Below are 12193 nucleotides of genomic sequence, written 5' to 3' on the forward strand. Positions count from 1 at the left end.
TCCTGCGTCCAGGGCCACCAACAGCCCTACCCATCACGCGCAGTGACTGCCAGTCAGTACACGCAAAGGGCACACCGCTCAACTTCGAAGACCCGGTATGGAGGGCTGCTCCTTGGTCCGGTGCTCGTACATTCAGCCTCCCCAGATGCCCAGCGGGAGGGAGCCGCCGACTGCGATGAGGCAAATTACGTAGACGAGCCGCTGGTTTCGAGCACTCATCGGGTTCTCACGGCGCATTCAGCCCGTTCCGCTCGGAGTAGATCCACAGCAGCCGTCGCGTCAGAAGGGCGATATCGCGGAGGTACACGAAAGTCCCGAACGTAGGCGTTTCGACGGTCGGCCGATTCGTGAGGTCGATCAGTCTCGTCCCCTCGCGGATCAGCTCCCGCACCTCGCAGTCGTCTTCGGCGCCCAAGTCCTCACCGAGCAGACGGTTCAACTCGTTTGCCATCTTCGGCAAGTGCCTGTCCATTGCCGCGCGGGTCGTGGTGCCCATCCGCAAACGGAGGACGATATCCGTTTGCCAGGAGATAGCCGCCACGTCGATGAGGGAGAAGTCGACCTCAGCGTCCTTGGCCGCCCCCAGTGCCTTGCCCGTACTTGCCACAGCCACCGCTGACCCTTCCCGAGCACGCTTTCATCCGTGCCAATAAAGCTAGGAAAGGGCAGGGGTAGGGCTCCACGACTGTGCCCGAACTTGCCGGACGTTCACCCTAGAGATTCGATGGCACCGGTGATGAGTTCACGTGCGGCGGGGCCGTAGACGGCAAGTTCGGCCAGCTCGCTGAACGTCCTGGCATACATGGCAAGCTCGTTCTTCTGGACGACGGTGAGGTGAGCCGAGATCAGTTCGACGTTCACCAGCTCGTCGTCGTACAGGAAGAATCCCTCGACGGGCCACAGGCCGGAGCGGTCGGCGTCCTGGGGGATGATGCCGATGCTCACCGACGGGAGGGCCATGACGCTGAGGAGATAGCCGAGCTGGCCCGCCATCACCTCAGTGCCGCCGATGCGGTACCGCAGGACGCTTTCTTCCAGGAGGATGGCGAACTTACGCTTCCCGTAGACGACCTGTTGCTTCTCCACGCGCACTTTTACGGCCGCTGGCACGTCGTCGATGAGTCCTCGGCGGTCACGGATAGAGGTCAGAAGTGCGGTGATGTACGACGCCGTCTGCACGGGGCCGGGGATGAGCCAGGGCGAGTAGATGCGAAAGCGCTCGGTTCGCTCCCAGAGAGGAACCACGGACTCCTGTGCCCACTTGAGCCCATGGCGTTCCATCTTGCGCCACTCGATGTACATGCCCTCGATTCCGCGGGCTGTGGAGATGAGATCCTCGGTCTCGTTCTCCGCGCCACACGCGGAACACCAATCGCGAAGGTCACGCTCCGAGGGGGCGCGAGTGCCGCTCTCGAAGCGTGAAGCCTTCGACTCATGCCAACCCAGGCACTGGGCCAGCGCTCGTTTGGTGAGTCCGGCTGCCTGCCGGATCTCGGCCAGGCGTTGCCCGAGCGCCTTGCGGGCTTCCTGGACGCTCGAAGATGGCGATGTCATGTCAGTGTGACGGTGCTGTTCGGACTGTCAGGCCAACTCGAATCCTGCGTGCGGCGTTGCCCGCTTCCATACGGCCTCGAAGGCCGACTCACACAGCTTCGCCACCTCCGGATCCTCCGTGAGTTCGACCTCCATGTTCTCGCCCTCGCCGTCGAAGTGGTTGACGAGTACGAGACTGGAGTCGAACAACCAGAAATCGTTGCCCGGAAGTGCGATGTCGGTCGCGTTGCGCCGCGAGAGCCACCGCACGCTTTCGCCGGCAGCGATGTTCAGCCCGTCAGTCACGTCGTACTCGAAGCGGATGTACTCGCTGGCCGGGGTGGACACGACGCGGGCGCGCCGAACCTCGACACCTCGCGAGGTCGCCTCCGTCACGATGGCGTGCCAGTCGGCCCAGCGCGCGGCCGGATCAAGGACCACGCCGGCCTTCCAGTCGATGAAGGCCGGGTCCGACTTCATGTAGGCGTCACGCATCTCCAGGTGGACCGCAGTCCTCTGGCAGTCGCGGAACAGCTCCTCAAACGTCGGGGTCCTCGTCACCCTTCTTCACCTCCTGGAAGAACTGCACCATGCGCCGGGGGATCTCTACCACCGTCTCATGTCCGGGGATGTCCATCTGCCCGAGCCGCTCGTCGTCCTCTACCTTCCACCCCTGCACGACGTAGGTGTCCTTCTCGTCGTCGAGGTAGACGGTGGGGGAGCCGCCGCTGGGGCTCTCCGGGTCCTTACCGAGCTTGATCAGGGCCATGATGACCTCCTCGGGTGCCGGTAACGATCTCTGTGCCAGAGCTTGCCCGTGACTCGGCTGCTGAGCCAGGAACTTGCCCGAACTTGCCAGGACTTTCGGGCGGCGACCCTGATCGGAAACCTGGTCGACGGCGCGCAGACGCACGGACGCGGTCCACCTCGGGCGGACCGTACCCGGACAGTCTCTTGGGCCACCCGGATGTTTGGGTGACCTGGCACGATGCCGCAACGTACGCCGTCTGGTGCGGCAAACTGCTACCGAACAGCGGACGATGGGAGAGGGCCGCCCGTGGCCTGCTGGGGTATGAAGCGGGCTTGATCCTCGGCGAGCCAACGCACCCCCTACTGCACGAGGCGTAGGACAGGGCGTTGCTCTTGGACACCCAATAGGTCGCGGACCTCGGGGACGTGGCCGGAGTGCTCGGCATCTGTGAGAGCGGTGGCGAGAGCGTCCCACGCAGGATCGCTGAGGACCTGGACCGGCAAGCCGCTCGGCAAGAAGTGCCCCAAGCTCACCGACCGCAAGCAGGGCTCCTATTTCATAGCCAAGAGCTCCCGCCCCGCGAGGACGGCACCCGCCGCTGCTTCAGCCGCGCTGGCTACGACAGCCTCAAGGCCGCCCAGACGGACCTTGATCACGTCCGCGCACTTCTCGGCCTCGCCGACACCGATGACGCCGAGGGCCTGACCCAGATCGCCGACATGCTGGAGAAGGTGGCCGACGAGAAGGCACCATTGCCGGACATCGAGGCGACCCGCAGGCGCCTCAGCCACGGCCTGGACCTGACCAACCGTCTCACTGTGGGCGAGTGGCTGGACATGTGGCTGGCCGGCAAGAAGGGGCGGCAGAGCGCCATCAGCCGCGACGAGAGCAACATCCGGGTACACCTCAAACCGAAGATCGGACACCTCCGGCTCGACCGATTGCGGGTCACCCACCTATCGCAGATGTTCGAGGCCATAGCCGAGGACAACGTCGAGATCGCCGAAGGGAACGCCGCACGACGCAAGGCGTTCGAAGACCTCGCACAGATCCCTGGAAGGGGCGCGACCCCCGCGCCCGGCGCAAGGCGATGAAGGCCGCCATCGCCGAGATGGAGCCATACCGCCGCATCGTCGGTCCGGCGACGCGCCAGCGCGTCCGCTCCACCCTGCGGGCCGCGCTGAACGCCGCGATCGCGCAGCAGTTGATCACCTTCAACCCCGCCGCCCATGTCGAGTTGGAGGCGGGAAGGCGTCCCAAGGCGCTCGTCTGGACCAAGGAGCGCATCCTTCACTGGAAGCGCACCGGCGAGAAGCCTTCGCCGGTGATGGTCTGGACGCCGGAGCACACCGGCCTCTTCCTCGACCACGTCGCGGAAGACCGCCTGTATGCGCTGTTCCACCTGATCGCATTCCGTAGACTGCGGCGCGGCGAGGCGTGCGGCCAGAGGTGGACCGACACCCGCCTGGACGCCGGACTCATCACGGTCGCCAAGCAACTCGTGGTCAACGGCTGGGAGGTATACGAGGACGACCCCAAGACCGACGTCGGCGCGCGCTCCATTGCGCTGGACTCCGACACGGTCCGAGCCTTGAAGCGGCACCGTGCCCAGCAGGACCAGGACCGTGAGAAGTGGGGGAGTGCCTGGGTGGAGACCGGAAGGGTCTACACCCGCGAGAACGGAGAGCCGCTGCATCCCGCCAACGTCACGCGGCGGTTCATCGAGCTGTACGAGGAAATCGGACTCCCGCCGATCCGCCTCCACGACCTCCGACACGGTGCCGCGACCCTCGCCCACGCGGCCAGGGCCGACCTGAAGGACATCCAGGAGATGCTCGGCCACTCCTCGATCACCATCACGTCGGACACGTACACGAGCCTGCTCCCCGAGGCGGACCTGGCGATCGCCGAGGCCGCAGCCCGGCTCGTGCCGCGAGCACGCGCCACCTCCGAGGACACCGCTTCCGACGCGGAGCCGAAGCCCGACGGCGCGGAGAGGTCCGGCCCGGAGGCCGTGCCGGATGATGCTGATCCATTGGGAGATATTCGGGAGATCAACTCCCCGTCCGCTCACGCACCGCTCACGCAAACGGCCCCGGACGAGGAGTCCGAGGCCGAGTAGGGCGCCTCCCTGGGGGAGAAACCCCAGGTCAGCGGCGTAATGCGTGGTGCCCCCGGCAGGATTCGAACCTGCGACACCCGCTTTAGGAGTTCGATCGAGCGGCTGTGTCTGCCCCGTACCTCGGTACGGGCAGGCAGTGCCAAATCCGTGTAGGGCTGCCTCAGTACGTCACGGTCTCTGCTTGTTGATGTCAGCGATAGATGTCATTGGTTTCTCCGAGCAGTCTTCGTACGAACGGGTCGCACGCGGATGACTCGTTTGGAGGGCTGCGGTGATTCAGCGGCGAAGGGGGACTTGTGTACGTGCCTTCAAAGGGGTCTGCGGACCGTTTCGTACCACCGTCCGAACGCCTGCACCTTCTCCACCTCGCCGAGCGCCAAGGCGGTCTTCGTCTCTGCGAGGACACGACGACCCTGCTTGCAGGTCTGACCGGCCGGCGGCTTCAGCGAGTCGGTCTCGTGGCGGACCTTGGAGGTGTGACGTACTGCCAGGCGGCGGCGGGTGGATGACGGCGCCACTGGTGGTTGCTGTCCGGCAACCTCGCGCGGTCGGGAGTCGGCTCAACTTGTGAGCCGACTTCCTTTGTTTCGCACTCGCGGTCAGCTGATCCACTCTGGAGCGCCAGTTGTGGTGTGTCTGGTCACACCAAAAGGTGTCAAAGGCTTTGAAACCACCAGATGATCGCGGCTACTCCTGCCGTTCCGATGGCGGTGCTGGCGCCACGTACCATGCCAAACATGGCGGCGCGTCCCAAACGTCGGACCATCGCTTTGCCTTGCCTGCACTTTTCCACGAAGCCCCCTAGGACGGATCAGCGGGCCCGACGCCGCGCTGCTGACTCTCATTGGCGCCTCAGCAGGACTTCGGCACCAGGGATGTCGGAAATGCCGTAACAACCCGGAATCCGAGCCCCTAGACTCATTTCCGAGTCGGAACCTCCGACTCGGAACCGTGAGGACTGAGAGGGCTGCGTGAGTTCGCCGATTCTGATCAAGCTCTCCGAGGTGTGGGATGCCGCCCGCGATCGCCTGGCTGAGTCCGGCACTCGTCTGACCTTGGCTCGGATCAGCCGGGAGACTGGTGTCCCGGTGGCCACGCTCAGCGACTGGCGTCGTGGCAATCACGCACCCCGAGAACCGCACGAACTCCTAAGAGTCGTAGCTGTGCTATGCGACTGGGCGGGACTCCCTCAACCTCTCGCCCGTGAGTGGATCAACCTGCTGGAGATCGCGCGCGCCCCCCAACCAGGCGAAGCGGAATATCAAACTGCTGAGCCGACCCCCACCTGGACGCCGACCAGTATCGGCCTCAGTGAGCGACTGTCATCAGCATTCTCGAGGGAGAGGGTGCAGATCGATGCTGTCTGCCTGACCGGGCAAACTCTTTCGCTTGCCTTGGCCGGCCCTATCCAGCAGGTGTACGCTGGCACGGTGCGACCTCAGATTGTGGAGATGCGCCTGATGTTACCTAGCCGTAGCATGAAACTTGCATTTCCTGTGCCCGTGATCTTCTCGGAAGATTCACTAGTACGTAACCATTGGCTTAGTCAGCGCAACACTCAAGGGCAGGCAATAAGGAGTGCGCTGACGGCGCTTCGCGCTTCACACGGGATCGATGTGCGCGTCAGTTTTCGTGCAATCCCCTTCACGCCCATGGCGGAGATCTATATTATAAATAGATCCGAAACACTTTTCTCCTACTGCTTGATATCCCGTCACGAAGAGGAGATCTCCGACACGATCGTGGATATCTATGACGCCTCGCGCGCGGGAATAGGGATGCTGGGAAGATTCTCTCAGGATTCCGAAGGAGATCGAGAAGCCACCTTTGTGGAACAATCGATGATGTGGTTCGACTCGGTTTGGGTGACCGTTGCTACGGAACTCAAACTTACGTAGCAAGTGTTCGGCACGGCGAAACGGCTAGCCCTTCGAGACGCCCTCAGCTTGGGAAGCTCGTGTCTTCTGCCCCAGGTCGGCCCGTTGACCAGACGGGTGCCAGCACGTTGGTGGGCCGCTGCTCATACCCCGGTGTTCCCCGTGGTTCCCCGCACAACCTGGCACGCGTCTGGCACGACCTCTTCGTCCCGAACTACGGGCGTAGCAGTCGCTGAGGCCTCCCGAGGACGTCAGCTGGTCGTCTGGGGTTCGTGAGGGTCGGCCGGGGGCGAGGTGGTTGCTGTACTTCTCTGCTGTACTGCACCATCTCGCTGCTGTGGCGCGGTCACCCCAAGATCGGATCGAATTGCCCGGAGTAGCCGCTCGTAGCGCGCGTTGATCTCGTTCACGCAGTTGTCCAGCTGGTCCTGGTTGATCGGATCCAGAGTGAGCGCTATGCCGACATACATCTGACCTTGGAGGGCTTTGAAGGCGTCACGCACTGGGTCAGATCCAACAAGTTGCAGGGTGGCCCACGCTTGGCCAACGTCGTGGGACGCCTGCTTCCAGTCGTAGCGTCGAAGGTCCTGGCGTTGAGCCTCGATCTCGTCGGTGGTGTCGTGTGGGAATGGGTGACCCCAACTCCGTAGGTGCTGCACCCAAGGCTCAAGCTTTTCCAGCAGGTCGAGTGATGCTTGACGATGCTCTGCCACCCATCGACGCGCGTCTTCCCGGGCCCATCGCGCTTGCTCTTCGGCCTGTTGGCTCAGCTGGAGGGCCTGCGCCTGCTGCCGTTCGTGCTCCATACGCGCTTGATCCCGGCGGTCTGATCTCCACTGGTTGAAAAGCAGGCTCAGAGCAGTGACCAGAGCGCCGAGCAAGTACCCCCATGCACCTTCCATCAGGACAGTGTGCATGCCTCGTAGGTCGGTGGACCTTCGATTACCCAGCCAAGTACGGCGCTTGAACGCTAGCGCCCCAGTTTGGAAGATCGCGTATGCGGATGCGGCCTGACCTGGCGAGACGTTGACCTGCGTCTTCCTGGTCCAGTCACCGTGACTCCCCGCTGTTACCCGCCTCGTGCCTTTGGGCCGGGCACGCAGGGGGCACGTGTGGCCCGCTGCCGCGCCTGGAGAGTTCGAACGGCCCTCGTTGTCCAGCGCTGAACTCCTCGGCTCTCACGCGAGCATTTACGCATGATCCAGCCTCCGTTGTCACAGGTGTCAGGTAGCTTCGAACTGAGCCGCGAGACCTGGGGAGGGGCATTGGCGGAGCAGCCGGCGCGAGAAGGGGGATCGAGCACCCCGCAGCGTGCTCGCACTTACGAGGAGATCATCAACGACTCGTGGACCACTGACGAAGAGAAGCAGCGCGTCAAGGCGGACTCGCTCCTTGGCCACATGGCGGCGCTCCTGTCTCAGCGAGGTGACTCCGCGCATGTGAATCTGCTCCTCCGCGTCCGCAATGTGCTGATTGAGCATGACTGGGACTCGCGGACGGATGATCTTTGGCTTGAGATTGACCCGGGTGACGAAGCAGCCTTCACCAGCGAGGCAAGAGAACACCTCAAAGAGGTGTTCGAGCGGGTCAGCAGCCGTCTCGACTACGGCGTCACCTGGATCGGCTTCCGCGAGACCCTGCCGCAGGTCGGGCCAGACTGGCGCACGCGGCTGCAAGAGATGATGAGTACCGATCGGCCAACCAATCAGGCGCGACGCACGATGCCCGAGAAGCCTCAGTGGCTGTTGGATCGGCTCGCCTTCACCAATGCTGGCGAGCAGCGGGTCTATCAGGCCCTCAAGCACATGCAGGAGAAGGGACTCCCTGCTGAGGAAACTATTTCGATCTTTCCGCTGCCGAATGGCAGGGTACCGGGTCACACCTGGGAGCCTGACCTGCTCGTTACCTACCGAGGTAGGGCAGGTGTACTGGAGATCGACGGGCCGGATCATCGCGTGCGTCGGGCCATGGACACGACGCGGGATCACTTGCTCCGTGATGCTGGGATCGCGTACGTCGATCGGATCCCCGTGGAGGTCATCGAGAACCCGCAAGAGCTGTTGACCACGCTCAAGAGGTTTCTCCGGCGTCTGAGTGAATGCCGCTAGGGCAGACATCACCCTCACCACCACTCTCCCCAGCTCCCATCCCGTCTGCCGTCGACCCACACACCGTGGAGCGGGCGTGGTTCATGGGGTCAAAAGTTGATGTCAAAGGCCCCGGACCATGATCGGTCCGGGGCCTTTTGGCTGGTGCCCCCGGCAGGATTCGAACCTGCGACACCCGCTTTAGGAGCGAGGTTGGGCGGTCACGGGCGTGACCTGCCGGTTCCCTGCCTCGGTGAGAGTCCGCCGAACTCGCCCCTGCAAACCTCGGTTCCCCGTGAGTCCCCGTCCGTTCTGGCACGTGAGTGGCACGGGCCGAACCGCGTGGCACCTCGCTGCCGTACTGCGACGGTCCAGGAGGTCGGTGCCGCTGATCGCAACGGAACTTCCGGAAGCGCTCCCGAAGTCAACTCTCTATATGTAGAGTTAGCGTCATGAGTCCTCCGTTCAAGATCACGTCGGCAACGCTCGATGTACTGGAAGCTCTCCTGGGGGGTGGCGGCGAGATGCATGGCTTCGCGGTCGCCAAGGCTGCGGCGAGGCCTACGGGGAGCGTATATCCCATCCTGGCTCGACTGGAGCAAGCTGGATGGCTTGAGAGCGATTGGGAGGCGGAGAACCCTGAAGCCGGGCGGCCGCGGCGACGTTTCTATCGGCTTACCGGGGACGGGGCTTCCAGCGCTAGGTCTCTGCTCCTGGAGCGACGTGGGCGAGTGAATCAAGAAACTGGACCCCGTCAGGCGCGCCCCTTGCTCGGATTCGTTCGGAATTGGGTGAGCGCTCAGTGACGAATAGCGAACTCCTAGTACCGCTAGCGCTCGGGTTGCTGGCCAATGAGTTCGTTGACATCTGTCCGTGGCTAGCCCAAAAGATGCTTCGATGGGCAGCCTGTCGATTCGGTGACACGGATACCTCTGAGCGATATGCGGAGGAGTGGATAGCTCTACTTCATGAGCGGCCCGGCAAGCTCCTTAAGCTCGTTACCGCCCTATCGATCGTCGTGGGTGCGACTTGGAGCATGAGGAGTCTCTACGGTGGTCCACGGTCTCAGCGTCGTTGCAATGACGGGGAAGAGGGGTCGTCGAGCATCTCTCTCGTCCTTCGGCTCCCGGCCTCGGCCTTGGGGCTGCCCGTCCTCGGGATGACAGTTGCGAGTTGGTTCAGTGGGGTGATGCCTGCTGTGGTAGCTGGGCTGTCAATGGTCTCTGCCCTCTATCTCGCGTTTGTATCACGTACGACCTGCGGCGTCCCAGTACGCGGTGGCAGGGGAGGCTGTCGAAACAATGGCAACGGATTGATGCTCGGCTGCCATATTCGGCAGCACAGGTGGTATCGGGCGAAGTTGCTCATCGCCCGGCGGTGGTCGATGATTCCCGGCGCGTACTTCGGCTCCGGTATTCTCGCCCTGACGTCCGTGGTTACCGTAGCGTCGGTTGCTTCATTCATCGGGGCGGTCTCTGGCGTCATGGGCTCGCTTTAACGCTGTTCACTCGGCTCTTGATGCCGCGCGAGGAAGCCGTACGAGGTCGGCGTAGCGGCTTTGGGCTGGAGCTGCTTTGGCGCGAGTGATCATGGCCCCGTAAGCTTCCGGCGCGTCGGGCAGTCTGTGGACCTGCCCGGTAAAGCACGACGTTGGGGCCATGATCTTCGAGGCTCGCGCCAAAGTGGCTGCCTAAAGCCGTGGAGCCGACCGCCCCAGCCACGATGTGTTCTGGCCTCATGCCGCCGGCCAATCCTCACCAGGGCGCGCGTCGGCGCAGCGCGGGCGGAGCGGGCCGAAGGCAGGAGCGGCGCCCGCAGCGGAGCCGGGAGCGCGCCCGGCGGAGCGGAGCGCAGCCGGGGCTTGAACCCGTAGAGAAGGTTGTAACTCACTGCTTGCGCTTGGTGCGTTCGTTCTCGGCGTTGTTGATGATGCTCTCGGCGCCGTCGATCTGGCGTCGGAGCTTGTTGAGCACGTCGGTGCGGGCCGAGTGGATGAGGTGGTCCGTGGTCGGCGCCGTGCCGGTCGGGGTTCCGGTGGGGAGCCAGAAGGTCTTGTGGCAGTGGTCGCGGATGATCTCTTGGCAGGTGCGGATGACCCAGTTCATCGTCACGGTGATCTCGTCGCGGTGGAGCTGGTCCAGGTCCCAGCCGTCGTTGTACTTGGGACGTGTCATCGGTCGGCCTTCTGTTGGGCTACGAGCTGGGCTGTAACGGTGCGGCCGTGCTGGTTGCCGGTGATGTCCACTCGGCAGGCGAGGGCCATGACGATGCTTAATCCGCGGCCGTGGGTGTCGTACGGGTCGGCCTCGGTGATGCGGGGTTCGGGCTGTCCTCCGGCGTCGCTGACGGAGATCGCGACTGTCTGAGGTGACAGCGACAGCGTGAGGTGGAAGGTGCCGAAGTCGCTGCCGCTCGCGGTGTGGGTGAGGGCATTGCTCCCGAGTTCGCCGACGATCAGCTCGGCGTCGTCCACGCAGGGGTGTCCGCTGAGGATGTCGCGGGTCCAGCGGCGGGCGCGGGTGACCTCTTCTCGGGAACCTGGGCACATCAGGCCCCAAACTCGCGGGCTGCTCATATACTCGTCCATACAAGTTCCTTCATGCTGGTAGGGGCCGTGGACAGTGGGTTTGTGCTAGATGAGTCGCACGCCGTCGTGGGCGCGGACGGCCGGCGGGGATGTGCTGTCGAGTGCGTCAAGGACGCGGATCGCATATGCCTCGTCGGCGAGCTCGCTGACCTCGTCACGGGTGGCCCAGCGCAGGGCGCGGGTCTCCGCTCCCGTGGTCGGGGTGCCGTCGATCGCCTCGCAGCGGAAGACCATGGAGACGATCAGGCCGGTCATGTTCTTGTAGACGCCCGTGAGGGTCGCGGGAAGCGCGATCTTGATGCCGGTCTCTTCGAGGACTTCGCGCTGAAGCGCGTCGGGGATGGTTTCTCCGGGTTCGAGCACGCCGCCGGGCGGCTCCCACTTACCGTTGTCCCGTCGCTTGATCAGCAGCGCACGACCCGCGCTGTCGACGATGACTCCGGCGACGCTTACGGAGTGCGGGCGCTCAGTGCTCACGTTCCTCGGCCCTCTCGGCTGGCTAGGCTCTCCACCGTAGCAACACGAGCCAGCCGCTCGTCTAGACACCTAAAGGAGTACATGTACATGCCTTCCCTGACTTCCACCCTGGGTGTATTGGATCCGACGAGTGACCGGGCCGTGTTCCGGCAGATCGCCGATGCGCTGCGGGAGGCGATCGACAAGGGGCGCTTCCGGGAGGGTGACAAGCTGCCCTCGGAAACGGAGCTGGTGGAGCACTTCGGGGTGTCGCGCATGACTGTCCGCAATGCGCTCTCGCTGCTCCAGCAGGAAGGGCTGGCGGTCTCCGAGCATGGCAAGGGTGTGTTTGTGCGGCCCCGGCCACCCGTGCGGCGGCTGGCCTCCGACCGGTTCGCGCGGCGGCATCGCGATCAGGGGAAGGCGGCCTTCACGGTGGAGGCGGAAGCCGCGGGGAGTCGCCCGGAGGTGGACAGTCTGGAGGTGAAGGAGGAGCGGCCTTCGCCGGACATCTCCGCCCGGCTGGGCTCGCCGCGCAAGGTGCTCGCTCGGCGGCGCCGGTATCTGCTGGATGGCCATCCGGTGGAGTTCGCGACCTCCTATCTGCCGCTCGACCTCGCCCGGAACACCCCGATCGCTCAGCCCAACCCCGGCCCCGGTGGCATCTACGCCCGGCTGGAAGAGCTGGGGCACCGCCTGGACCACTTCGACGAGGAGATCCGGGCCCGGATGCCCTCGCCTGCCGAGGTGCGCACGCTCCAGCTCGCCTCCGGTGTGCCG

The 12193-nt window shown here is 64.2% G+C and carries 14 protein-coding genes, 1 tRNA gene and 1 pseudogene; 6 read left to right on the forward strand and 10 right to left on the reverse strand.

Going from position 1 to position 12193, the window contains the following annotated elements; all coding sequences use genetic code 11:
- Positions 1–226 precede the first annotated feature (226 nt).
- From ABZS71_RS34835 to ABZS71_RS34850, 4 genes are all read right to left on the reverse strand, one after another.
- On the reverse strand, positions 227–613 hold the full coding sequence (locus tag ABZS71_RS34835; protein WP_356216692.1) for a hypothetical protein: 387 nt from the start codon (positions 611–613) through the stop codon (positions 227–229).
- A gap of 95 nt (positions 614–708) precedes the next feature.
- On the reverse strand, positions 709–1554 hold the full coding sequence (locus ABZS71_RS34840) for a helix-turn-helix transcriptional regulator (protein ID WP_356216695.1): 846 nt from the start codon (positions 1552–1554) through the stop codon (positions 709–711).
- A gap of 27 nt (positions 1555–1581) precedes the next feature.
- Positions 1582–2094 (reverse strand): DUF6879 family protein, encoded by a 513-nt coding sequence (locus ABZS71_RS34845; protein ID WP_356216698.1) that lies wholly within the window; start codon positions 2092–2094, stop codon positions 1582–1584.
- A complete protein-coding gene (locus ABZS71_RS34850; protein ID WP_251770713.1) occupies positions 2072–2302 on the reverse strand; it encodes a hypothetical protein in 231 nt (76 codons plus the stop codon). Before ABZS71_RS34850 ends, ABZS71_RS34845 begins: the two co-directional genes overlap by 23 nt.
- A 32-nt stretch (positions 2303–2334) precedes the next feature.
- Between ABZS71_RS34850 and ABZS71_RS34855 the strand changes: the two genes are divergently transcribed.
- Both ABZS71_RS34855 and ABZS71_RS34860 read left to right on the forward strand, forming a co-directional pair.
- Positions 2335–2661 (forward strand): SUMF1/EgtB/PvdO family nonheme iron enzyme, encoded by a 327-nt coding sequence (locus tag ABZS71_RS34855; protein ID WP_356216724.1) that lies wholly within the window; start codon positions 2335–2337, stop codon positions 2659–2661.
- A gap of 79 nt (positions 2662–2740) precedes the next feature.
- A pseudogene (locus ABZS71_RS34860) lies at positions 2741–4406 on the forward strand (tyrosine-type recombinase/integrase).
- Positions 4407–4450: 44 nt separating this feature from the next.
- Here the strand turns inward: ABZS71_RS34860 and ABZS71_RS34865 are convergent.
- Positions 4451–4541 (reverse strand) — tRNA-OTHER (locus tag ABZS71_RS34865).
- 173 nt (positions 4542–4714) lie between these two features.
- A complete protein-coding gene (locus tag ABZS71_RS34870; RefSeq protein WP_356216701.1) occupies positions 4715–4924 on the reverse strand; it encodes a hypothetical protein in 210 nt (69 codons plus the stop codon).
- Between the two features lie 453 nt (positions 4925–5377).
- On the opposite strand from ABZS71_RS34870, the gene ABZS71_RS34875 reads away from it, so the two are divergent.
- Complete coding sequence (locus ABZS71_RS34875; RefSeq protein WP_356216703.1) at positions 5378–6304, forward strand: GntR family transcriptional regulator; 927 nt, start codon at positions 5378–5380, stop codon at positions 6302–6304.
- Positions 6305–6534: 230 nt separating this feature from the next.
- Here ABZS71_RS34875 and ABZS71_RS34880 read toward each other — a convergent pair whose 3' ends face one another.
- Complete coding sequence (locus ABZS71_RS34880) at positions 6535–7200, reverse strand: hypothetical protein (RefSeq protein ID WP_356216706.1); 666 nt, start codon at positions 7198–7200, stop codon at positions 6535–6537.
- Between the two features lie 279 nt (positions 7201–7479).
- Here ABZS71_RS34880 and ABZS71_RS34885 point away from each other — a divergent pair, with 279 nt between their 5' ends.
- Positions 7480–8391 carry a hypothetical protein gene (locus tag ABZS71_RS34885; protein WP_356216709.1) on the forward strand — a complete coding sequence of 304 codons (912 nt, stop codon included), beginning with the start codon at positions 7480–7482 and terminating at the stop codon, positions 8389–8391.
- Between the two features lie 431 nt (positions 8392–8822).
- Complete coding sequence (locus tag ABZS71_RS34890; protein ID WP_356216712.1) at positions 8823–9176, forward strand: helix-turn-helix transcriptional regulator; 354 nt, start codon at positions 8823–8825, stop codon at positions 9174–9176.
- A gap of 1080 nt (positions 9177–10256) precedes the next feature.
- Here the strand turns inward: ABZS71_RS34890 and ABZS71_RS34895 are convergent.
- The 3 genes from ABZS71_RS34895 to ABZS71_RS34905 are packed head-to-tail and all read right to left on the reverse strand — an operon-like array spanning position 10257 to position 11434.
- On the reverse strand, positions 10257–10544 hold the full coding sequence (locus tag ABZS71_RS34895; RefSeq protein WP_356216715.1) for a hypothetical protein: 288 nt from the start codon (positions 10542–10544) through the stop codon (positions 10257–10259).
- Positions 10541–10957: an ATP-binding protein gene (locus ABZS71_RS34900; RefSeq protein WP_356216718.1), complete on the reverse strand. Its 417-nt coding sequence runs from the start codon at positions 10955–10957 to the stop codon at positions 10541–10543. The genes ABZS71_RS34895 and ABZS71_RS34900 overlap by 4 nt, the downstream gene beginning before the upstream one ends.
- 45 nt (positions 10958–11002) lie before the next feature.
- Positions 11003–11434 carry an NUDIX hydrolase gene (locus ABZS71_RS34905; protein WP_356216720.1) on the reverse strand — a complete coding sequence of 144 codons (432 nt, stop codon included), beginning with the start codon at positions 11432–11434 and terminating at the stop codon, positions 11003–11005.
- A gap of 87 nt (positions 11435–11521) precedes the next feature.
- On the opposite strand from ABZS71_RS34905, the gene ABZS71_RS34910 reads away from it, so the two are divergent.
- Positions 11522–12193 (forward strand): GntR family transcriptional regulator (locus ABZS71_RS34910; RefSeq protein ID WP_356216722.1); only part of this gene is annotated, 672 nt, incomplete at its 3' end.

It is taken from the genome of Streptomyces sp. NPDC005393 (genome assembly GCF_040606675.1).
Taxonomy (GTDB): Bacteria; Actinomycetota; Actinomycetes; order Streptomycetales; family Streptomycetaceae; genus Streptomyces.

Excerpts from the sequence above, each read along its gene's own strand:
- ABZS71_RS34840 (WP_356216695.1), bottom strand. The coding sequence starts at position 1,554 with ATGACATCGCCATCTTCGAGCGTCCAGGAAGCCCGCAAGGCGCTCGGG.
- ABZS71_RS34850 (WP_251770713.1), bottom strand. The coding sequence starts at position 2,302 with ATGGCCCTGATCAAGCTCGGTAAGGACCCGGAGAGCCCCAGCGGCGGC.
- ABZS71_RS34880 (WP_356216706.1), bottom strand. The coding sequence starts at position 7,200 with ATGCACACTGTCCTGATGGAAGGTGCATGGGGGTACTTGCTCGGCGCT.
- ABZS71_RS34885 (WP_356216709.1), top strand. The coding sequence starts at position 7,480 with ATGATCCAGCCTCCGTTGTCACAGGTGTCAGGTAGCTTCGAACTGAGC.
- ABZS71_RS34890 (WP_356216712.1), top strand. The coding sequence starts at position 8,823 with ATGAGTCCTCCGTTCAAGATCACGTCGGCAACGCTCGATGTACTGGAA.
- ABZS71_RS34895 (WP_356216715.1), bottom strand. The coding sequence starts at position 10,544 with ATGACACGTCCCAAGTACAACGACGGCTGGGACCTGGACCAGCTCCAC.
- ABZS71_RS34900 (WP_356216718.1), bottom strand. The coding sequence starts at position 10,957 with ATGGACGAGTATATGAGCAGCCCGCGAGTTTGGGGCCTGATGTGCCCA.